This is a genomic window from Methylobacterium sp. P3_A11, assembly GCF_056403155.1.
Window position 1 is genome coordinate 1 of sequence record NZ_JBFUGA010000106.1, and the last position, 19,603, is coordinate 19,603.

The 19,603-nt window shown below is 71.9% G+C and carries 19 protein-coding genes and 1 tRNA gene; 7 read left to right on the forward strand and 13 right to left on the reverse strand.

From position 1 onward, the window contains the following. Window positions 1-1,083 (reverse strand): DNA translocase FtsK 4TM domain-containing protein (locus tag AC1DXK_RS25090; RefSeq protein WP_477299388.1); only part of this gene is annotated, 1,083 nt, incomplete at its 3' end. Between the two features lie 168 nt (window positions 1,084-1,251). Here AC1DXK_RS25090 and mtnA point away from each other — a divergent pair. Further along, a complete protein-coding gene (mtnA, locus tag AC1DXK_RS25095; RefSeq protein ID WP_457106965.1) occupies window positions 1,252-2,355 on the forward strand; it encodes an S-methyl-5-thioribose-1-phosphate isomerase in 1,104 nt (367 codons plus the stop codon). Between the two features lie 67 nt (window positions 2,356-2,422). Here mtnA and AC1DXK_RS25100 read toward each other — a convergent pair whose 3' ends face one another. The 6 genes from AC1DXK_RS25100 to pth all read right to left on the reverse strand — a co-directional run bounded on the left by AC1DXK_RS25100 (window position 2,423) and on the right by pth (window position 7,126). Next, window positions 2,423-2,710 (reverse strand): type II toxin-antitoxin system RelE/ParE family toxin, encoded by a 288-nt coding sequence (locus tag AC1DXK_RS25100; protein WP_457106964.1) that lies wholly within the window; start codon window positions 2,708-2,710, stop codon window positions 2,423-2,425. Beyond that, on the reverse strand, window positions 2,707-2,946 hold the full coding sequence (locus AC1DXK_RS25105; RefSeq protein ID WP_457106963.1) for an acetyltransferase: 240 nt from the start codon (window positions 2,944-2,946) through the stop codon (window positions 2,707-2,709). The genes AC1DXK_RS25100 and AC1DXK_RS25105 overlap by 4 nt, the downstream gene beginning before the upstream one ends. A gap of 124 nt (window positions 2,947-3,070) precedes the next feature. Continuing rightward, on the reverse strand, window positions 3,071-4,114 hold the full coding sequence (locus AC1DXK_RS25110; protein ID WP_457106962.1) for an aldo/keto reductase: 1,044 nt from the start codon (window positions 4,112-4,114) through the stop codon (window positions 3,071-3,073). A gap of 58 nt (window positions 4,115-4,172) precedes the next feature. Continuing rightward, window positions 4,173-5,162, reverse strand: coding sequence for a MaoC/PaaZ C-terminal domain-containing protein (locus tag AC1DXK_RS25115; protein ID WP_457106961.1), 990 nt, complete (start codon window positions 5,160-5,162; stop codon window positions 4,173-4,175). A gap of 26 nt (window positions 5,163-5,188) precedes the next feature. Then, the gene (gene ychF, locus AC1DXK_RS25120) at window positions 5,189-6,286 is read right to left on the reverse strand and encodes a redox-regulated ATPase YchF (RefSeq protein ID WP_457106960.1); all 1,098 of its coding nucleotides are present in this window, start codon (window positions 6,284-6,286) and stop codon (window positions 5,189-5,191) included. Window positions 6,287-6,517: 231 nt separating this feature from the next. After that, window positions 6,518-7,126 carry an aminoacyl-tRNA hydrolase gene (gene pth / locus AC1DXK_RS25125; RefSeq protein WP_457106959.1) on the reverse strand — a complete coding sequence of 203 codons (609 nt, stop codon included), beginning with the start codon at window positions 7,124-7,126 and terminating at the stop codon, window positions 6,518-6,520. Between the two features lie 320 nt (window positions 7,127-7,446). Between pth and AC1DXK_RS25130 the strand changes: the two genes are divergently transcribed. Then, entirely contained in the window at window positions 7,447-7,677 is a 231-nt protein-coding gene (locus AC1DXK_RS25130) for a hypothetical protein (RefSeq protein ID WP_457106958.1), read from the forward strand. Window positions 7,678-7,731: 54 nt separating this feature from the next. Here the strand turns inward: AC1DXK_RS25130 and AC1DXK_RS25135 are convergent, their stop codons facing one another. Next, complete coding sequence (locus tag AC1DXK_RS25135; protein WP_457106957.1) at window positions 7,732-9,942, reverse strand: FUSC family protein; 2,211 nt, start codon at window positions 9,940-9,942, stop codon at window positions 7,732-7,734. A 166-nt stretch (window positions 9,943-10,108) separates the two neighbouring features. On the opposite strand from AC1DXK_RS25135, the gene AC1DXK_RS25140 reads away from it, so the two are divergent. Further along, a tRNA-Arg gene (locus AC1DXK_RS25140) sits at window positions 10,109-10,185 on the forward strand. Between the two features lie 133 nt (window positions 10,186-10,318). Here the strand turns inward: AC1DXK_RS25140 and AC1DXK_RS25145 are convergent. Both AC1DXK_RS25145 and AC1DXK_RS25150 read right to left on the reverse strand, forming a co-directional pair. Beyond that, window positions 10,319-10,480 (reverse strand): YqaE/Pmp3 family membrane protein, encoded by a 162-nt coding sequence (locus AC1DXK_RS25145; RefSeq protein WP_457106956.1) that lies wholly within the window; start codon window positions 10,478-10,480, stop codon window positions 10,319-10,321. Between the two features lie 193 nt (window positions 10,481-10,673). Further along, complete coding sequence (locus AC1DXK_RS25150) at window positions 10,674-12,185, reverse strand: glucosamine inositolphosphorylceramide transferase family protein (protein WP_457106955.1); 1,512 nt, start codon at window positions 12,183-12,185, stop codon at window positions 10,674-10,676. Window positions 12,186-12,748: 563 nt separating this feature from the next. Here AC1DXK_RS25150 and AC1DXK_RS25155 point away from each other — a divergent pair. Next, window positions 12,749-13,576 carry an outer membrane protein gene (locus AC1DXK_RS25155; protein ID WP_477299385.1) on the forward strand — a complete coding sequence of 276 codons (828 nt, stop codon included), beginning with the start codon at window positions 12,749-12,751 and terminating at the stop codon, window positions 13,574-13,576. Window positions 13,577-13,781: 205 nt separating this feature from the next. On the opposite strand, the gene AC1DXK_RS25160 is transcribed toward AC1DXK_RS25155, so the two are convergent. Then, window positions 13,782-14,315, reverse strand: a complete 534-nt coding sequence (locus tag AC1DXK_RS25160; protein WP_477299386.1) for a hypothetical protein — start codon at window positions 14,313-14,315, stop codon at window positions 13,782-13,784. 236 nt (window positions 14,316-14,551) lie between these two features. On the opposite strand from AC1DXK_RS25160, the gene AC1DXK_RS25165 reads away from it, so the two are divergent. Both AC1DXK_RS25165 and AC1DXK_RS25170 read left to right on the forward strand, forming a co-directional pair. Continuing rightward, a complete protein-coding gene (locus tag AC1DXK_RS25165) occupies window positions 14,552-14,821 on the forward strand; it encodes a GCG_CRPN prefix-to-repeats domain-containing protein (RefSeq protein WP_457106762.1) in 270 nt (89 codons plus the stop codon). Between the two features lie 165 nt (window positions 14,822-14,986). Next, on the forward strand, window positions 14,987-15,214 hold the full coding sequence (locus AC1DXK_RS25170) for a YjiS-like domain-containing protein (protein ID WP_457106763.1): 228 nt from the start codon (window positions 14,987-14,989) through the stop codon (window positions 15,212-15,214). Window positions 15,215-15,239: 25 nt separating this feature from the next. On the opposite strand, the gene AC1DXK_RS25175 is transcribed toward AC1DXK_RS25170, so the two are convergent. Further along, the gene (locus AC1DXK_RS25175) at window positions 15,240-16,259 is read right to left on the reverse strand and encodes a zinc-dependent alcohol dehydrogenase family protein (protein ID WP_457106764.1); all 1,020 of its coding nucleotides are present in this window, start codon (window positions 16,257-16,259) and stop codon (window positions 15,240-15,242) included. 188 nt (window positions 16,260-16,447) lie between these two features. On the opposite strand from AC1DXK_RS25175, the gene serA reads away from it, so the two are divergent. After that, window positions 16,448-17,671: a phosphoglycerate dehydrogenase gene (serA, locus tag AC1DXK_RS25180; RefSeq protein WP_457106765.1), complete on the forward strand. Its 1,224-nt coding sequence runs from the start codon at window positions 16,448-16,450 to the stop codon at window positions 17,669-17,671. A 232-nt stretch (window positions 17,672-17,903) separates the two neighbouring features. Here serA and AC1DXK_RS25185 read toward each other — a convergent pair. Next, a partial coding sequence (locus tag AC1DXK_RS25185; protein WP_477299387.1) for a family 2A encapsulin nanocompartment cargo protein cysteine desulfurase occupies window positions 17,904-19,603 on the reverse strand: 1,700 nt, incomplete at its 5' end.

The following is a 19,603-nucleotide window of genomic DNA, read 5'->3' on the forward strand; positions in this document are numbered from 1 at the left end:
TGGCGCGCGGCGGGCCGGTACGGGGGCGGCGGCCGGCGGGGCGACGCGTGAGGCCGTCGGCTCGGCCCGCTGTGGCACCGGGCGCTGCGGTGGCTCGAAGGCGCCCAGGGTCTCGACGGCATCCGCGTCGGCCTGCGACGGCGGCCCCCGGCGGGCGGGCATCCCCGGAGATGCGTCCTCCGCCGCGTCGAAGACCGGCTCGCGCCGGCTCGCGCCTGGCTCCCGCCCCTCGGGCAGGTGGTCGGCCCAGGGCAGGTCCGCATCCGTGAAGGCGCGCCGGGCCGCCAGGGCCGGCGAAGCACCGTCGATCGGCTCGGCCCGGCCCGCGCGCCACGCCGCGATCCGGTCGGCCGCGGCGTGGCGGAGGCCCATCAGCCCCTGCGCGAGGGCGCCGACACCCACGAGGCCGAGGCTCGGCTCGTCGGAATCCTCCCGCTCATCGCGGGCCGGGTCCCGGCCCCGCACGGGCGCGCGGCGGACGGGGTAGGGGTCGTCGTGCAGGGTCTCCTCCTCGACCGCCCCGAAGCGGCAGGCGCCGGTCAGGCTCAGGATCGCCACGGCGGCGTAGGCGAAGCCGACGAGGTGGGCCGCCGCGGACGAGACCGCCCCGACGATCACCCGTGCCATCGACAGCAGGCCGTCGCCGGCCACCCCGCCGAGGCCGGTGGGCAGCGGCCAGCGGGTCGTGGGCGGCAGAGCGCTCGCCACCGCGCTCGCCGCGCAGAAGCCGATGATCCAGAGGGCGATGCGCAGGCCCCCCTCGGGCAGGTTGCGCTCGCGCATCAGCCGGACGCCCCAGAGGGCCGGGGGCAGCACGAAGGCGAGCGACCCGAGGCCGAGGATCTGCATGGCGAGGTCGGCCACCACGGCGCCAGGCTGGCCGAGGACGTTGTGGGCGGCATGGTCGGTGGCGTGATTGAGGCTCGGGTCGTCGATCGACCACGTGGCCAGCGCCACGGTCAGCGCGACCGCGCCGGTGAACAGCACGAACCCGCCGAGTTCCGTCAGGCGCTTGCCCAGGAACGGGCGAACGCTGTCGACGAAGGTGTCGTAGGGCGATGCGGGACGGCGAAGCGAGCGCATGCGGGACCGGACGCAGAACGGGGACTTGCCCGAGAGGCTAGGCACGGCCCCCTTAACGAGCCGCTAAGGTTGAGGAAGGCTGACCGGCCCACGCCCGGGCCGCCGGGGCTCGATCAGCGCCCCGTGCGGAGGGTGCAAAATCCGCCCCGCTGTGGCACAGGACCGGCCATGAATATCGACGGCCAGCCCTACCGCACGATCTTCCCGGACCCGGACGGCGTCAGCGTCCAGGTGATCGACCAGACCCGCCTGCCCTTCGCGTTCGAGCTGAAGCGCCTCGCCACGCTGGAGGACGCCGCAGTAGCGATCCGCACCATGATCGTGCGCGGCGCCCCGCTGATCGGCGTCACAGCGGCCTACGGGCTGGCGCTGGCCATGCGGGCGGATGCCTCCACGGATGGGATCGACCGGGCGGTGGCGGTGCTCGCGGCGACGCGCCCCACGGCGATCAACCTGCGCTGGGCGCTCGACCGGCTCTCCGCCAACCTGCGGCAGGTCGCGCCCGACGAGCGCTTCGCCTGCGCCTTCGCGGAGGCGGGCCGCATCGCCGAGGAGGACGTGGCGAGCTGCCGCGCCATCGGCGCCCACGGCAGCCAGGTCATCGCCGACCTGCACAGGGCCAGGGGCGGCGACCGGCCGGTGACCGTGCTGACCCATTGCAACGCCGGTTGGCTCGCCACGGTGGATTGGGGCACCGCACTGGCGCCGATCTACGCCGCCCACGAACGGGGCGTGCCGGTGCACGTCCTGGTCGACGAGACCCGGCCGCGCAGCCAGGGTGCCGCGCTCACCGCCTTCGAGCTGAACGGCCACGGGGTGCCGCACACGGTCATCGCCGACAATGCCGGCGGGCACCTGATGCAGCACGGCGGGGTCGACCTGTGCATCGTCGGCTCGGACCGCACGACGGCGAGCGGCGACGTCTGCAACAAGATCGGCACCTACCTGAAGGCCCTGGCGGCGCACGACAACCGCGTGCCGTTCTACGCGGCCCTGCCGTTCTCGACGATCGACTGGACGCTCGACGACGGGGTGAAGGAGATCCCGATCGAGGAGCGCGACGGGCGCGAGGTCACCCACATGACCGGGCGGCTCGCCGACGGCGGCTTCGCCACGATCGAGGTGGTCTCCCCCGGAAGCCCCGTGGCCAACCCCGCCTTCGACGTGACCCCGTCCCGGCTGGTGACCGGGATCATCACCGAGCGCGGGATCTGCGAGGCCAGCGCCGCGGGGCTGTACGGGCTCTACCCGGAGCGCCGGAAGGCGGCGTGAGGGCAGGGGGCGGACAGGGGCGCGGCTTGGCCTGTGGGGCGACGGACGGAAGACGACTTCGCCCGCTCTAGGATTGGCCGGCCGGCTTTCTGGCCGCATGCCGGATCGCCAGGATCGCGATGACATCCGCGGGCTCGTCCACACGGTAGAAGATCAGGTACGGATAGCGGGGCAGCGCCAGACGGCGAACGCGCTGACGCCCGATCGAGCCGATCTCGGGATACCGGCCGATGAGGATGAGCGCGTCCTGAATCGCCGCCTCGACGCGTTGCGCGCCGAGCGGATTCCGGCTTTCCAGATACGTCGCGATGGTCTCCACGTCTGCGAGTGCCTGCGGTGTGAGACGCAGTCTCACGATCTTTCACGGACACGTGCGAAAGTAGCCGCGACGCTCGCGGCCGCTTCACCTTCCACGAACGCGCCGCGATCGGCTTGGTCCAGGCCCGCCGTGACGGCGGCCACGTTTTCGGGCTCGATGTCGAGCGGCTCAGCGAGCTGCGCGAGGCTGAGGATGGCCTGGGCGATGGTATCCTGTTCGGCAACGGACATCCGACGCACCGCTGCGACCGCCTTCTCCAGTAACTCCGTCATAGGCCGACCTCCGTTCCTACCTTAGCAGGATCGGTTAAAGAGGCGACAGGAGCCGGTCTGGGTCATTGGCGCCGCGGGGCTGTACGGGCTTTACCCGGAGCGTCGGAAGGCGGCGTGAGCCGCCTCACCGCACCCCGGGCCGGCCCGATTCCGCGAGCTGCTGCGCCCGGGCGCCCTGGCGCTCGAACATCCAGCCCGGATACTCCGCCGGCAGGACGCTCACCGCGTCGAGGGCGTCGAGTTCCGCGTCGCTGAGGCTGAGTTCGGTCGCCGCGATGTTGTCCTCCAGCTGGTCGAGCCGCTTGGCGCCGACGATCACGCTGGTCACCGCCTGGCGGTGCAGCAGCCAGGCGAGCGCCACCTGGGCCACCGAGACGCCGCGTGCCTCCGCCACCTGCCGCATGGCCTCGATGCAGGCTTCGGCCCGGGGGCGGTCCACCGGCGGGAAGTCGAAGCTCGCGCGCCGGCCCTCGCCCGCGCCGCCGGCATACTTGCCGCTGAGCAGGCCTCCGGCCAGCGGGCTCCAGACCAGGAGGCCGAGCCCCTCCGAGCGCAGCATCGGGACGATCTCCCGCTCCAGGTCGCGGCCGGCGATGGAATAGTAGGCCTGCAGGGTCTCGAAGCGGGCGAGCCCGGCCCGCTCGCTGATCCCCAGCGCCTTCACGATCTGCCACGCCGCCCAGTTCGAGACGCCGACGTAGCGGACGTGGCCGTGCTGCACGAGGATGTCGAGGGCGCGCACCTGCTCCTCGATCGACGTCGCCGGGTCGAAGCCGTGGATCTGGTAGAGGTCGATATGGTCGAGCTGGAGCCGCTTCAGGCTCGCCTTGCAGGCATCGATCAGGTGCAGGCGCGAGGCGCCCTTGGCGTTCGCCCCCGGCCCCATCGGCCCGTAGCCCTTGGTGGCGACGACGACGCTGTCGCGCGAGACCTTGAGGTCGCGCAGGGCCTGGCCGGTGATCTGCTCCGAGAGCCCCTCCGCGTAGACGTCGGCCGTGTCGATGAAGTTGATCCCGGCATCGAGCGCCCGCCCGACGAGGCGCCCGGCCTCCGCCTGGTCGAGGGCGCCGATCTGGCGCCACATCCCGGTCCCGCCGCCGAAGGTCATGGTGCCGAGGCAGAGTTCCGAGACGAACAGCCCCGTGCTGCCGAGCTTCTTCTGATACATGCCTGCCCGATCCCGTCCGTGTCCCGGATGTCAACGCGCGGGAGCGACCCCGGCGCGCTCACGGCTCCCACTGGTGGAAGACCGCGCTGTCGAAGGAGAAAACCGGCTCGCCGCGCTGGTTCACCCCGGTGTTGCGGGCGAAGGCCAGTCCCCAGCCTGGCCGCGAGGCGGAGGCGCGCTTGTCGGTCAGCTTCGCGCTGAACCGCAACGTGTCGCCCGCGTAGACGGGCTTCAGCCAGCGTAAGGCCTTGAACCCGGGAGAGGGGCCGGCCTCCGGGACCGGGCCGCGGGTCGCCGTGTAGGCGGCGTCGCGGGCGCGGGTCGTGAGCATCCGGTTCATGTAGGCGGCGGCCGTGTGCCAGCCGGAGGCGCACAGGCCGCCGAAATGGCTGCGCTTGGCCGCCGCGTGGTCGAGGTGGAAGGCCTGCGGATCGTAGGCCTGGGCGAAGGCCACGATCGCCTCGGCGGTGAACGGGTAGGCGCCCAGCTCCCGCACGGCGCCGATCTCGGCGTCCCGCAGGAACGGCAGGATCTCGGCGTCCTGCGGCTCCGCGACCGGTCCCGGTTCGCCGATCTCCACGGGCCGCGGGGGCAGGGGGTCGGTGCCGCGGCGGGCAAGCATGAAGGTGAAGCGCTGGGTCAGCACCGTCTCGCCGCGCGGGTTTCCGACGGCGACCTCGGCGGTGACGAAGCCGAGCCCGGGCTTCGAGGTCGAATCGCGGGTTCCTGCGACCCGGAAGGTCAGCGTCAGGGCGTCCCCCGGCAGGACCGGCGCGAGCCAGCGCAACTCGTCGATCCCCGGCGCGCCCAGCGACGAGCCGCCCTTGAACGGCCCCTGCTGGAGCAGCCGCATGCCCAAAGCCGCCGTGTGCCAGCCGGACCCGATCAGCCGGCCCGCGAAGGTCCCTTCCGCGGCTGCCTCGTCGAGGTGAAAGGGCTGGAAGTCGAACTGCTCGGCGAAGCCCACGATGGCGTCGCGGGTGACGGTGAGCGGCTCGCCGACGATCACGTCGCCGACAGCGAAATCCTCGAGGGCGGGGTCGGGCATGGGCGGGCGCGTCCGGGATGGAAGGATCAGTTGGCGAAGCGGAAATGCAGCACGTCGCCGTCCTGCACCACGTACTCCTTGCCCTCCAGGCGGAGCTTGCCGGCGTCCCGAGCCCCGGATTCGCCGTTCAGCGTGGTGTAATCCTTGAACGCGATGGTCTCGGCCCGGATGAAGCCCTTCTCGAAATCCGAGTGGATCACCCCGGCCGCCCCCGGGGCACGGGTGCCCTTGGTGATCGTCCAGGCGCGGGCCTCCTTGGGGCCGACCGTGAAATAGGTGACGAGGCCGAGGAGATCGTAGCCGGCCCGGATCACCCGGTTGAGGCCGGGCTCCGTGAGCCCCACCGCCTCCAGGAACTCCGCCTGGTCGGCTTCCGGCATCACGGCGATCTCGCTCTCGATCTTGGCCGAGACCACCACCGCCACGGCGCCCTCCGCCTTGGCGCGGGCGAAGACCGCCTCCGAATAGGCGTTGCCCTTGTCGGCGTCGGGCTCATCGACATTGCAGACGTAGAGGACGGGCTTGGCGGTCATCAGGCCGAGGGACTGGAACAGCTTCTCCTCGTCGGGCTTGCGCTCCACCAGCCGCGCCGGYTTGCCCTCCCGCAGGAGCGGCAGCGCCCGGTTGACGAGGTCGAGGCTCTCCTTGGCTTCCTTGTCGGCGCCCTTGGCCTTCTTCTCCAGGGCGACGGCGCGGCGCTCCAGGCTGTCGAGGTCGGCGAGCATCAGCTCGGTCTCGATGGTCTCGATGTCGGCCGCCGGGTCGACCTTGCCCTCCACGTGGGTGACGTCGCCGTCCGTGAAGCACCGGACCACGTGGGCGATGGCGTCGACCTCGCGAATGTTGGCCAGAAACTGGTTGCCCAGGCCCTCGCCCTTGGAGGCGCCGCGCACGAGGCCGGCGATGTCCACGAAGGTCAGCCGCGTCGGGATGATCTCCTTCGAGGAGGCGATGCGGGCGAGGTCATCGAGTCGCGGATCCGGCACCGCCACCTCGCCGACGTTCGGCTCGATGGTGCAGAACGGGTAGTTCGCCGCCTGGGCGGCCGCCGTCTGCGTCAGTGCGTTGAAGAGGGTCGACTTGCCGACGTTCGGCAGGCCGACGATGCCGCATTTGAAGCCCATGGACTCAGTTCCGTTGAAGCACGTCGCCGGGCGACGCGCGGAAAGGGTTGATGAGGGTCAGGCCCTCGAACAGGGCGCCGTGCGCCCTGTCCTCGGTCGAGTACGCGCGGCACCGGCGAGCCGGGCCGCGGCTACCGGGAGGCAATCGAACCGCCGACAGCCGGGCGTGTGGCACACGGCCTACCTCGGACCCTCTCGCCCGCCTCGATATCCCGTCCCCGTGGGGGCGTGTCAATTTCGGGCGCCCAGGGTCTTCACCGCGTCCCAGCCGCGGCCGGCCATGGCGAGGTGGACTTTGTTCTGGAAGCCCGCATCCTCGCCGGCGGCGAGCAGGTCCGCGTGGTCGGCCACGGCCCGGCAGAGGTCGTCCACCCAGGGCAGTTCGGCCTTGCCGAAATCGTTGAGCACGTAGGCATGGACCAGCGCTTTGTCGCCGGGATGGCCGATGCCGAGGCGGACCCGGCGATAGTCGTTGCCGCACTGCGCGGTGATCGAGCGCAGGCCGTTATGGCCGGCATTGCCGCCGCCCAGCTTCACCCGCAGCTTGGCGGGGGCGAGGTCGAGTTCGTCGTGGAGCACGATCACGTCGGCCAGCGGGATCTTGTAGAAGCGCTGCGCCTCCGAGACCGCGCGGCCGGACTCGTTCATGAAGGTCGAGGGCTTCAGGAGGATCGCCCGCTCCGTGCCCAGCACCGCCTCGGCGGCCTCCCCCTGGAAGCGGTGGCGGAACGGGCTCGCCCGGTGCTGGCGGGCGATGGCGTCGACGGCGAGGAAGCCGATATTGTGCCGGTTGCCCGCGTAACGCGCGCCCGGATTTCCGAGGCCGACGATCAACTTCATGTCAGGGGCTTCCGGGGGATTCCGTTCGGCGCGGTCTGTGGCACGCTTCCGCGCGGGACGCACCCCCGGCCGGGTCCGGTCCGACCGGGGCGCCGTGCCGGTCTCCGGGGCCGGGCCGTCTCCGTCGTGCGCCAGCGCACGGCCCCGGCCGAACCCGAGGCAGAGTATCCCCGTTGAGAGGTCACATTCGGCCAAGCAAAGCCCGAGTGATCAAGCAAAGCCCGAGTGATCAAGACCGCCGACCCGACGATCTTCCTCACGCGACACGATTGACCGGATGACTTCCCGCTGAAGTCAGACGCAGACGTTTGGAGATCCCCATGACCGTTCGCATGCTCGCCGCCGCCGCCCTGGTCGCGGCCGTCGCAACCCCGGCCCTGGCCCAGGGCCTGGATTCGCGGCATTCGCCCTACCCGGCCTCGGCCTATTCGGGCTGGGTCGGCACCGGCTCCCTCCTGCGGCAGGATACCGTCCGCGCCGAGCCGGCGCCCGCCTACCGCTATGCCGGCCCGCATGCTGGAGGCCCGGCCAACGCCCTGCCGCGGTTCTAACGCGCCGGGACGGACCTGCCGGTGAACCGCGGGTCCGCGTCGCGCACCCGCTGGTCAGGACGTCCGGACCGGGTGCGCCACGCCGGAACCAGCGGCCGCGGCCTCGCCCTCTGACCCGTCGGCGGATTGCCGGCGGATCTCCCCCGGGCGCAGGGTTCCGACCAGAAGATCGACCTGGCTCACGAGCCGGGTCAGGGATTGGCCCCGATCGAGGCCGGGACGCTCGGGCAGCGGTTGGTCCGCGCCCAGGGCCGCCAGGGTCGCGGCGGTCCAGGCCCGCCAGGGCTCCGCCTCGGGGGCGGCCGCTTCGGCGGCGTGCCGCAGCACCGTGAGCCGGGCGCTGATCCGGCGCAGGGTCGCGTCGGCCACGAGGGCCGATTCCACCTCCGGATGGTGGCCGGCGCGCGGCTGCTGCAGGGCGCGCGACAGGGCCGCTTCCAGATCGTTGAGGGCGAGGCCGGCCGCCCGGGTCCGGGTCAGGATCGCGGCCTCCCGGTCCGGTCCGGCGGGTGCCCGCAGGACGGATTCGGCGAAGCCCGCATGGGCCTTCAGCGCCCGCCGCAATTCCTGGCGAACCTGATCGGGCTCCCAGATCGGCCAGAGCACAAGGCAGCTCGCCACCGCGATCAGCCCGCCCAGGACCGTGAAGCCCGCCCGCATGGCGACGATCTCCCAGGAGCTGTGGCCGGGCTCGAGCAGTTCGACGAGCAGAACCACGAGGGGCGTCAGGCAGGCCACGAAGAAGCCGTACGAGATCTGGCGGGCCGCGAAGCCGACGATGCTCAGCACCAGGATCAGCCCGGCCTCCGCGAGCGGGGTCGTGGCATAATAGGCGAGCACCGCGCCGGCGAGGCCGCCCAGCACCGTGCCGCCGATCCGCTCCAGCGCCCGCTGCCACGTCGCCGCGTAGAAGGGCTGCATGGTCAGAACCACAGTCATCACCAGCCAGTGCGTGAAGGCGCCCGCATAGGTCAGGGTGGCGGCGAGCGCGGGCGCCGCGACGGCGCTTGCCCGCAGAGCGTGGCGCAGATTGGGCGATGCCAGCGTGAAATTCTGCTGCAGCGGCCCGACATAGCGCGTCCAGCGGTCGAGGCTGCCGCCGTCCAGGAAGGTCCCGCCGGGCCGGTAGCCCTCCGGCGTCGAGAGCTTGGCGCCGATCCGCACCCGGCCGACGATCCGGTCGGCGAGGCGCGCCAGGGTCGGATCGTCCGAGAGTCCCTCGGCCGCCCGGGCGATCGAGTGCTCCAGGCGCGCGAGGTCGAGGCTGACGTCGTCGCGGATCGCCCGGGCGATGGTCACGAGGAGCGGGCGCAGGCGCCGCAGGAAGATCTTGGCGAGGGCTCGGCGGCTCGTATCGGGACGGCTGTCGATCAGCTCGCCGACGGCGATCAGGGCGGAGAAGATCTGCTCGGCGCTCTCCAGGCGCAGCAGCGCCTGGGCGGTGCGGTCCGAGACCCGCTCGCGGGAGCGGGCGAGGTCGAGGATCATGGTCCGCGCGGTCTCGATGCTCGCCCGGACGCCCCGCCGATGGCCCCGGGCATGGCCGTCGAAGGCGGCGGTGTCGGGTTCCGGCAGGGCGACGAGCCGTTCCAGGTCACCGCAGAGGCGCGCGAGATTGTGCCAGACCTCCGCCACCGCCCGGTGCGCCGGGCGGTAGGGATGCAGCCGCCAGATGACCAGGGCCAGGAAGGTCGCCCAGAGCCCCCCCGCCGCGAACATCAGCACGGTGATCCCGGCCTGCTCCGGGCCGAGCGGCCGGTCGAGGGCGATGCACAGCACCACGACGAGGACGTTCCCGGCCGACTGCGCCTGCACGCTCCAGACCCGCGCGTAGGAGCAGGCGAAGATCAGCGCGCAGGCCACCGGCACGACGACGGGGAGCCCCAGGGGCTGGATCAGGCCGAGGCCCGCCCAGAGCAGCCCGCCGAGGAACGAGAAGGCGGTGAGGACGCGCAGGCGTGCCCGCATGGGTCCGCCATTGTCGCAGAAGCAGGCGAGGTTCGCCGCGAGCGCCATGGTGAGCAGGGGCGGCCACTGCACCCAGATGTTGATCAGGATGACGACGCCGAACGCGAAGGCGGCGCGCACACCCTCCACGAGCCGCACGCCCCGGAGGTCGAGACCGGTGGGAAGGCGGCCGAGGTCCGCGCCGGGCCGGTTCAGGCTGCCGCGTTCCGCGGCGACCCGGCGGGTGCGTTCGGGCGGCGATGCTGTGGGAGGCGGCGGCAACCTCGGTCTCCGGACACGGGCGCGGCGCCCGGGCATGAACCGCGACCCGGCTTGTCCGGATCCGCCCGTCGGCGCAACCCCGATCGGAGGAGAGCGCAACCGTCGGGGTGCGCACGCGGGACACCACAGGCTCCGGCGGAGGTGCGGGCCGCACGCTTGACCCCCGGGCGAGCCCGTGGCTTCTGGGACCGCCTGGCCTCCCGACTCCGTAGCTCAGCTGGATAGAGCAGCCGCCTTCTAAGCGGCAGGTCGTAGGTTCGAGCCCTACCGGGGTCGCCAGCCCGCACGCCGCGTCGGCCGGCCCCGGCCGAGATGCGCGGGGTTCACCGGCCCGCGCCGCGCACCGGATTCATCGGACGGTCGGCACCTGGGTCCGGCCGCATTCCGGGCCGCTGCCGGCCCGGTGAGACCGTCAGGCCGCCTCTCGCCGGGTGACGATCAGCGCCCAGATCGTCGCCGGGATCCAGCCGATGATCGTGAGATGCAGGATGATGCAGAGGATGCCTTGAAACACCTTTCCGCGCAGGAACATGGCGAGCCATGGCGCGAGAAAGCAGATGAGGATCATGACCATGGGGGCGACGTGTCTCCGGGTTCGTGAGCGAACACGGAACACGCCGGCTGGTTCCGGGCCGCGGGGCCTTCCATCGCGGCGCACGCCGGATTCGGGCGGGTTTTGCAACGGCAACCGCCGATGCCGCGACGGAAACCCCCGGTCGCTCAGGGATTGGTGCGCATGAACGGGTGGCCGGCCCAGGCGGGTCCGCTCAGGCGCCGAACCGCGCCCTGAGGCGCGAGGCCCGGCCGGATCCGTCGATGCATTCGAGGCCGCCGTCGGCGTTGAGCGTGTGCAGGCACCGGCCGGGCCAGGCGGCACCCGGTTCGATCCGGCCGACGATGGTCTGGGCGAACCCGTCCGGATCGAGCCGGTCGATCCGCGCCAGCGACAGGGCGCGGCCGTAACCCTCCGCACAATCCTGGACCGGTCGGATCAGGGTTCCATTGCGCGCCACGATCCGTCCGGCAGGCCGGGCGACCGACGGGTCGATCAGCACGGGGTTGGCCGGATGCGGCGTGTACGGCCCGCGGAAGTCAGGCGCCGACCAGAGGAACAGCGCGTCGTGGTGGCAGCCCGATCCCGGTGGGGCGCCAGGCGGGGCATCGCGGACGGTGGCGAAGATCCACCAGCGGCCGCCGTGTTCGAGGAGCGTCGCGTCGCTCGCGACCACTCCGGACAGCAGCGTCGCCTCCTTCACCCAGCCCCCGGGGTAGCGCGTCGCCCGGTAGAGGTCGACCGTGCCCGCCGCCGAACTCTCCGGCACCATCCAGACGGCGCCGTCCCGCGCGAACACGAACGGGTAGGAGAGATGGTACGGCTCCTCCAGGACCGGGACCGGCGGCCCCTCGGGTCCGTCCTGGCCGAAGCGGACCGCCGAGATGATCGCCTTGCCGGTCGCGTGGGGGAATTCCTCGACGAAGACGTGCGTCGTGCCGCCGGAGGCGAGGGGAAACGGATCGGCGTAGAAGCGCCGCCCATCGTCGGGCAGGACATGCCAGCCCCCCTCGGGATGCCGTCCGAGGTCGATCAGGTCCGGTCCGCGCAGGGTCCGCCATCCGGTGCGCCAGTGCGGCGCGTGATAGCACAGCCTGTACAGGCGGCCGACGAGGCTGCGGGCAAGCAGCCGCGCCGGTCTGGATGCCAGGATCCGCTCCGGCGGCGCGGGCACCGCCGCCGCGGCCGCGACGGGCATCGCGGTTCCGCCACGGCCCGCCAACCGGTCCCGCAGCGCGGCGGCGACGATCGTGATCGTCCGCGCCAGCGCGTCCTCGAAGGACAGGGCTATGGAACCCCGGTAATCCGATCCGAGACGGCCGGAGGCGATGACTGTGCGGCCCTCGAGCAGGTCGAGCCGCGGCACGCGGCCGGCGAGCAGGCTCGCGAGCAGGGCGGTCTCGCCGAGGCCGCCGTCATAGGCCGGGCGCCAGATGGGGCCGGAGGCGACCGCATCGCCGCACAGGTCGAGCACGAGGTCCGCGGCCGCGGGACTGGCCCAGGCGGAGAGGTCCGCGGGCGGCACGGGCGACGATCCGTTCGGACTCAGCCGGAAGATCAGGGCCTCCAGCCGGAACAGCAGATCGGCCTGGGCCGGCCACTCCACCGGGCTGGGCCGGGCATCGACGCTCACGGTCCCGATCCCGGGCAGGGCGGCGAGCCGATTCACCAGCGCGATGTGCCAGCGGAGCGGGTTCGCGCCGTCGAGGCGGACTCTCACATGCATGGCAGGGGGATCCCCATCGATCGGTCAGCCGGAACAACGAGTCTCGATCCCGTCTATTTTCCCAGTGGTAACGGGAGTGATAACCTCGGATCGGGACACCCGATCGATAGTCGAGCCGTCATCCGAGCCGGCCGCTCATGCCGAAGTCGGTAATCCGACGACACGGACATGTCGGCGTCTCACCGGGCGCGCGATCGCGGGAGCATCGAGGGTCCGGGGGATCGACGGATGGCGCCACTGCGGTGATAGGCGGCGTGGCCCGCGGCCGGATCACGACCGATAGGCCGACCCTGGCCTTTTCGCGTGCGGGCCGCACGACCCGCCTGTGGCTCTGATGCAACGGGCGACGTCCGAGTGCCCGATCCTGTGCAACCAAAGCGCGACCAAAATGTTGCCGCGCTCTTTCTGGGGCCGCGCGATGTATTTCGGGTTTCCGCCTTGTCTTCATAAACGATTTACTATGACACCGCGGCTCATCATCGGGCGGTGTGTCCGTAAAACTACAGCTATTTTCCTCAGTGCCCGGTAGCCTTGCTGTCAGATCACAACTCTGGATGACCGACATGACCAAGCTCCTGGCTTCGCTCGCCGCCTTCACGGCCCTCACCGGCGCCGCTTCGGCCGCCGACCTTCCGCGCCGGGCCGCTCCGCCGCCGGTGTTCACCCCGGTCCCGGTGTTCACCTGGACGGGCGCCTACTTCGGTATCAACGCCGGCTACGCCTTCGACGCCAGCAGCAACAACACCAACAGCTTCGCCGTGCCCGCCCCGTACGGCAACGGCACCACCGCGTTCTTCAACCAGCGCAACCAGGAAGGCTTCTCCGGCGGTGGCCAGATCGGCTACAACTGGCAGCTGACGCCCGGCTCCGGCGTCGTGTTCGGCATCGAGGCCGATGCCCAGTACCTCGACTTCGGCCGCAGCCGGAACAACGCCCTGCTCGTCGGGCCGCTCGCCCCCGGCTACTACGTCACCGACCCGCGCGGCCTCTCCAGCCTCGACTTCTTCGGCACCGTGCGCGGCCGCCTCGGCTACGCCTTCGACCGCGTGCTGTTCTACGGCACCGGCGGCTTCGCCTACGGCTCGGGCAGCGCCGACCGCTCGTTCGGCGGCTATGCCGGCAACGACAGCTTCCGCACCGGCTACGCCGTCGGCGGCGGCATCGAGTACGCCCTGCCCACCGAGTCGTTCCTGAACTTCTTCCGCTCCTCGGCGGTGACGCTCAAGGTCGAAGGCCTGTACGTCAACCTCGACCGCAACACCCGCAACCAGGGTGCGTTCGTCATCAACGCCGCCAACAACTTCCCGGTGGCGTACAACAACATCGGCCGCCGCTCCGACGAGTTCGCCGTCATCCGCGCCGGCCTGAACTACAAGTTCGGCTCGTACTAAGAACCCCGCGCGGTGGCGCCCCCCAGCACCGCGGGGGGCGCCGTCCCGGTAACCGGGACAGGGCGAGGTCCTCTGGACAGACCGCATCCCCTCTCGACCTTGAGCATCCCCAGCCCGATCAAACTGGCCGCTTGAGCCGAGGAGCGTCCCGGGAGTCTCTCCCGGGACGTCTTGCGTCATGGCCGACGCCGGCCCGCGTCACACCTCAGGCGTGGACGGCCTGCGCCAGCTGCGCCTTCGACATCCGCGACCGACCGGGCACGTTCTGCGCGCGGGCCTCGCGCATGAGGGCGGCCTTCGTCGTCCCGGTTTTGCCGCCCGATCTGCCCCTTGTCCGGCCGTCGCCGACGCGCGCCGCGGCGGCCTTCTCGGCGGCGGGCATCGGCTGCTTCGAGAACTGCTTGCCCTTGCGGGTATCGGCCCGCTTCTTGGCCGTGCTGGCGGCGTATTCCGCGTCGGTCAGAGTCTCACGGGCCTTCTTGGGCAGGTAGCGCTCGCCGGTCTTGCCGCTCGCCTGACCCGACTTCGTGCCCCAATCCTCGTCGGTCCATTGCCGGAGATGGTTGTCGGGCGTCGTCTTGCCGGCGTAGCCGCCGCCTTCCTTCTTGTACGCGGCGGTCGCCATCTGCGCCTTGCGCGCCGACCACTGGCCCGGCTTGCCGCCCGCGTCGGAATTCGTGACCCGGGTCTTGACCTTGTCCCACAGCGCGGGGTCGGTCTTCTTGGCGGTTCCGGCCATCGTCGCGCCTCACGAAAACGATCTGGCGGACAACACGAGCCCTGCCGCTCCGTTCCTGCGGCGCGTTTCCCTCCGCGCGCCGCAACGGCGACCGCCTCGGCGCCCCGCGGGGAAGCCGGATTGTTTGTTTCTGGACCATAATGGCTGAGGTCAGCCCGCATTCAGGCCCGATGACCATTCTTCCCCCGGTCGCGCCCCCGGGCTGCCCGGCGCGCGACCGAACAGAAGGTCTGAAGATGATGCACGTGAAGATGTACGCGGCCGCCGCGGCCGTCGTCGGCGGCCTCGGCTTGGCCTCCGCCAGCGCGGCGCCCCTGGCGCCCGCCGGAGCCGACACGATCACTGGCCCCTCGGCAGTCAGCACCGTCGCCTTCGGCTGCGGTCCCGGATGGGCGCCCGGCCCGTACGGACGCTGCCGGCCGATCTACCGCCGTCCGCGCTTCTACGGCCCGCGCTGCTTCTTCCGCCCGACCCCCTTCGGTCCGCGGCGGGTCTGCCGCTACTGACGCGTCGGGCCGGCGCCGATCCCGGCGCCGGCCCGTCCGCGCGAGCCAGGACCGATCCCCGGACGACCGATCGTCCGAACAGAGGATGCGGGCACGGGACGAGACAGCGACGTTGAGCCGGTCGTGGAGCAACCACGGCGTCTTCGGCACGACGGAGGTTGAACCGTGATCCTCGCGTTCCTGAAATCCATCCGGAAGAGCCGCGTCGCGGCGCGGAATTTTCGTCTCCTGTCCGCCCTCGACGAGGAGATGCTGAGCGATATCGGGCTCGACCGGCGCACGCTCCGCGCCTTCTGCGAGAATGGCTGCGCGCACCGGCCGGGGCCGCCGCATGAGGCGGAGGCCTACGGGAGGGCCGGGATGCCCGGCGCCCTCCGGATCGCCTTCCGTTGAGCCGCCCCGAGCCCGGCCTGACCGATCAGAGCTCGATGCAGATCTTGCCGAAGTGGCGGTTGCTCTCCTGGTGGCGGAACGCCGCGACGAGGTCGTCGAGGGGGTAGCGGCTGTCGACCACCGGCCGCAGCCCGCAGGCCTCGATCCCGCGGATCATCTCGATCTGGTGGCGCCGGCTGCCGACTAGGACGCCCTGCAGGCGGATCTGGCGCAGCAGCGCCGGCACCAGCGGCAGCTCGCCTGCCAGCCCCGACAGGATGCCGATCACCGAGATGTGGCCGGCGACGCGCACGGCCGCCATGGACTGCGCCAGCGTCGCCGGCCCGCCGACGTCGAGGACGTGATCGACGCCGCGCCCGTCCGTCAGGCGCCGGGCGGTCTCGCCCCAGGCCGGATCGGCGCGGTAGTTGATCAGGTGATCGGCGCCCAGCCCGCGCAGGCGCTCCAGCTTGGCGTCGCTGGAGGAGGTTGCGATCACCATGGCGCCCGCTGCCTTGGCGAATTGCAGGCCGAACAGTGACACGCCGCCCGTGCCCTGCACCAGCACGACGTCGCCGCTCTTCAGGCCGGCATCGGCGTGCAGCGCCCGCCACGCGGTGAGCGCTGCGGTGGTGAGCGTCGCCGCCTCGGCGTGGTCCCAGCCCTTCGGGGCGCGGGTGAAGGCGGTGGCCGGCGCGGTGACCCGCCCGCGCGCATAGCCGTCGACGCCGTCGCCCGGCACGGTGGCGAAACCCTCGACCAGGGGCGTCCCCTCGGTCCAGGTCGGGAAGAACGTGCTGACCACCCGGTCGCCCACGGCGAACTCCGCCGCGCCGGATCCCACGGCCTCGACCTCGCCGGCACCGTCGGACAACGGGACGCGCGGCTCGCTCGGCCCCCAGAGGCCGCTGACAACGGCGTAGTCGTGATAGTTGAGGGAACTCGCCCGCAGGCGGACCGTGATCTCGCCGGGGCTAGGCTCCGGCACCGGCCGCTCGCCGAAGCCGACCTTGTCGAAACCGCCCCCCGGCTGGACGATCACGGCCCGGGCTGTCAATCCGCTCATGGCGCACCTGTCTGTCCGCGGTCATGGCCGCAGGGGCGGGAAACTGGCAGCCCGCGCGGCCGCCGTCGAGGGGTGGGCCGGTGCGCGCCGGCCCGCACAGGCGCACGACCTTGCCGCCGTCCCGCCCCGGCGGCAGGCTGAGGAATCGCAGGCTCGTTCCGAGCAGGACGTTCCGAGGAGGAGAGACCGTGTCGCCCGAGCGCATCGTTTTGGCTGAAAGCATCGCGCCGACAGCATCGAAGGTCTTCGCCCAAGCCGGACTGCGCGACATCCGGCCCGTTCCGCGTGCCATCGAAGCCGACGATGCGCACGACCTCGCCGGCGCCACCGTCCTGGGCATCCGCTCCCGTACGCAGGTCACCGCCGCGCTTCTCGACGCCCTGCCGGACCTGACCGCCATCGGCTGCTTCAGCGTCGGGACCAATCAGGTCGACCTCGAGACGGCGCGCACCCGGGGCCTGCCCGTCTTCAACGCGCCGTTCTCGAACACGCGCAGCGTCGCCGAACTCACGATCGGCGAGATCGTCATGCTGCTCCGGCGCATCGTGCCGCGCTCGGTCTCGGCGCATGCCGGCGGATGGGACAAGTCGGCCTCCGGCGCCTTCGAGGTGCGCGGCAAGACGCTGGGTATCGTCGGCTACGGGAATATCGGCGCGCAGCTCTCGAACCTCGCGGAGGCGATGGGCATGCGCGTGATCTTCTACGATCTCACCGACAAGCTGCGCCACGGCAACACCGAGCCGGCGGAGAGCTTCGAGGTGCTGCTCGCCGTCAGCGACGTGGTCAGCCTGCACGTCCCCGAGACGCCCCTGACACACGCGCTCATGGGTGCGGAGCGGATCCGCGCGATGAAGCCCGGCGCCTACCTGATCAACAACAGCCGCGGCACGGTAGTGGATCTGGACGCCTTGGCGGCGGCCCTGCGCGACGGGCATCTCGCCGGGGCGGCGATCGACGTCTTTCCCGTGGAACCGACGTCCAACGCGGAGCGCTTCGTGTCCCCCCTGCAGGGCCTGCCGAACGTCATCCTCACCCCCCATATCGGCGGCTCGACCGAGGAGGCGCAGGATCGCATCGGCGCGGAGGTGGCCCGCAAGCTGGTCGACTACATCCAGACCGGCTCGACGCTCGGCGCGGTGAACTTCCCGCAGGTGCAGCTGCCGCCGCGCCTGTCCGGCGCGCGCTTCCTCCATGTCCACCGGAACGTGCCCGGCGTGCTCGGCCAGATCAACGCGATCTTCTCGAGCCGGTCGCTCAACATCGACGCGCAGTACCTCCAGACGGACGGCGAGTTCGGCTACGTCGTGGTGGACGCGTCGGTGCCGTCGGGCGAGGCGGAGGGGGTGCTCCGCGCGCTGCGGGCCATCGACGGCACGGTGCGGACGCGCCACCTCCGGCCGGCAGCGGGGTGAGGGTCCCGCCGACCGCTGGCCGGTCGCAGTGCGCCGCTCACGCCCCCCGCAGCGGCTACGATGGTCACACGTCCCGGTTGGCCGCCGACACTGGCGGCGGGACGCACCTTGCCCCCTCTCCCGTGCGGGAGAGGGACCGTGCGCCCAACCTGCGGCCGTTCCGCCGAGCCTGTCGTGTGAACTGGGTTGCCCGGACGAGGGGCGAGCCGCGGATCCGGCCGCCCCCCGCAGCTCAAGGCCGCGGCAGGGTGTGCAGCGCCTTGAGGAAGACGTCGACCTCCGCGCGGGTGTTGTAGAAGGCCAGCGAGGCCCGCACCGACTGGTCGATCCCGAACCGGCGCAGGGCCGGCAGGGCGCAGTGATGGCCGGAACGCACCGCGATGCCGTGCGCATCGAGGTGGCGGGCCACCGCCGCGTTCTCCTGCCCGGCGATCACGAAGGACATCACGCTCGCCTTCTCCCGGGCCGTGCCGATCAGGCGCAGGCCCTTCACGTCGGCGAGACCGGCCTGCGCGTAGTCCAGGAGGTCGTGCTCGTAGGCGGCGATCGCCGGCAGGCCGAGGCCCGCGAGGTAGTCGAGCGCCGCACCGAGGCCGACCGCCCCGGCGATGTCGGGCGTGCCCGCCTCGAACTTTTCCGGCGCGCCCTTGTAGACCGTCCGCGCGAAGGTGACGTCCTCGATCATGTGGCCACCGCCCTGCCAGGGGGGCATCGCAGCCAGCAGGTGCGACTTGCCGTAGAGCGCGCCGATGCCCGTCGGCCCGAACACCTTGTGCCCGGAGAAGACCAGGAAGTCCGCGTCGAGGGCCTGCACGTCGAGCGGCATGTGCGGCGCGGATTGCGCCGCGTCGACCAGCACCGGCACCCCGTAGGCGTGGGCAAGCTGGATGATCTCCCGCACCGGGTTCACGGTGCCCAGCGCGTTGGCCACCTGCGTCACCGAGACGATCTTGGTGCGGCCCGACAGCAGCGCCGCGTACTGCTCGAAGATGATCTCGCCGCGGTCGTCGACCGGGATCACCCGGAGCGTCGCCCCCGCCTGCTGCGCCAGCATCTGCCAGGGCACGATGTTGGCGTGGTGCTCGAGGGTCGAGACGATGATCTCGTCGCCCGGGCCGATCTGCGCCCGGCCGTAGGACTGGGCGACGAGGTTGATCGCCTCCGTGGTCCCGCGCAGGAAGACGATGTCGTCCTTCGACGGGGCGTTGAGGAAGCGGCGCACCGCCTCGCGGCCGCCCTCGAACAGGTCGGTCGAGCGCGCCGCCAGGGTGTGGGCGGCCCGGTGAATGTTCGAGTTGTGCCGGGCGTAGAACTCCGCGGTCGCGTCGATCACCCCTTGCGGCTTGTGGGTGGTGGCGGCGTTGTCGAGCCAGACCAGCGGGTGGCCGTTGACGCTCTGGTGCAGGGCCGGGAAGTCCCGGCGGACGTGCTCCACGTCGAAGGGGGCCGCCACCGGGCTCGATCCCTGTGCGGCCAGGCGCGGCGCCGGACCCGTATGGCGCGCCGGCTCCACCCGGGGGCTCGCCGGCGCCCGGCGGGCCGGACCGGGGCCGAGGTTCAGGAAGTAGTAGTCGGAGGCCGGCGCCTCAGGTGCCCGGGAGAGCGTCCCGGTGCGCGCGAAGCGCTCCTGCGCCGCGTCGATTCCATCCCTCGACGGGTCACCCGGCACGCGCTGCGGGGCGCGCGCATGCGCGAAGGCGTTGGCGCGGGGGTGGTCGGCGGCGATCTGCCGGTGCGGCTCCGGACCGCCGGGAAGGGCGGCCGCCAGCGCCGGGGCGCCGGCGAAGGAGAAGTCCGGCAGGGCGGGGCGCGGGCTCGCCGGGCGGACCGGCGGGATCGCCGCCCCATCGGCGAAGGCCGGGCTCGCGGGTACGCGGTTCGGCGCGGTCGGGCCGGAGAGTCCCGGCAGGCCGACCGGGGGCGCTCCGAACG

Bases quoted from the DNA above. Each gene is read 5' to 3' on its own strand.
- AC1DXK_RS25130 (WP_457106958.1), top strand. From the start codon at position 7,447: ATGACCGTTCGCATGCTCGCCGCCGCCGCCCTGGTCGCGGCCGTCGCA.
- AC1DXK_RS25115 (WP_457106961.1), bottom strand. From the start codon at position 5,162: ATGCCCGACCCCGCCCTCGAGGATTTCGCTGTCGGCGACGTGATCGTC.
- AC1DXK_RS25175 (WP_457106764.1), bottom strand. From the start codon at position 16,259: ATGAGCGGATTGACAGCCCGGGCCGTGATCGTCCAGCCGGGGGGCGGT.
- AC1DXK_RS25165 (WP_457106762.1), top strand. From the start codon at position 14,552: ATGATGCACGTGAAGATGTACGCGGCCGCCGCGGCCGTCGTCGGCGGC.
- mtnA (WP_457106965.1), top strand. From the start codon at position 1,252: ATGAATATCGACGGCCAGCCCTACCGCACGATCTTCCCGGACCCGGAC.
- pth (WP_457106959.1), bottom strand. From the start codon at position 7,126: ATGAAGTTGATCGTCGGCCTCGGAAATCCGGGCGCGCGTTACGCGGGC.
- AC1DXK_RS25105 (WP_457106963.1), bottom strand. From the start codon at position 2,946: ATGACGGAGTTACTGGAGAAGGCGGTCGCAGCGGTGCGTCGGATGTCC.
- AC1DXK_RS25155 (WP_477299385.1), top strand. From the start codon at position 12,749: ATGACCAAGCTCCTGGCTTCGCTCGCCGCCTTCACGGCCCTCACCGGC.
- AC1DXK_RS25110 (WP_457106962.1), bottom strand. From the start codon at position 4,114: ATGTATCAGAAGAAGCTCGGCAGCACGGGGCTGTTCGTCTCGGAACTC.
- AC1DXK_RS25150 (WP_457106955.1), bottom strand. From the start codon at position 12,185: ATGCATGTGAGAGTCCGCCTCGACGGCGCGAACCCGCTCCGCTGGCAC.
- AC1DXK_RS25135 (WP_457106957.1), bottom strand. From the start codon at position 9,942: ATGCCCGGGCGCCGCGCCCGTGTCCGGAGACCGAGGTTGCCGCCGCCT.
- AC1DXK_RS25145 (WP_457106956.1), bottom strand. From the start codon at position 10,480: ATGGTCATGATCCTCATCTGCTTTCTCGCGCCATGGCTCGCCATGTTC.
- AC1DXK_RS25160 (WP_477299386.1), bottom strand. From the start codon at position 14,315: ATGGCCGGAACCGCCAAGAAGACCGACCCCGCGCTGTGGGACAAGGTC.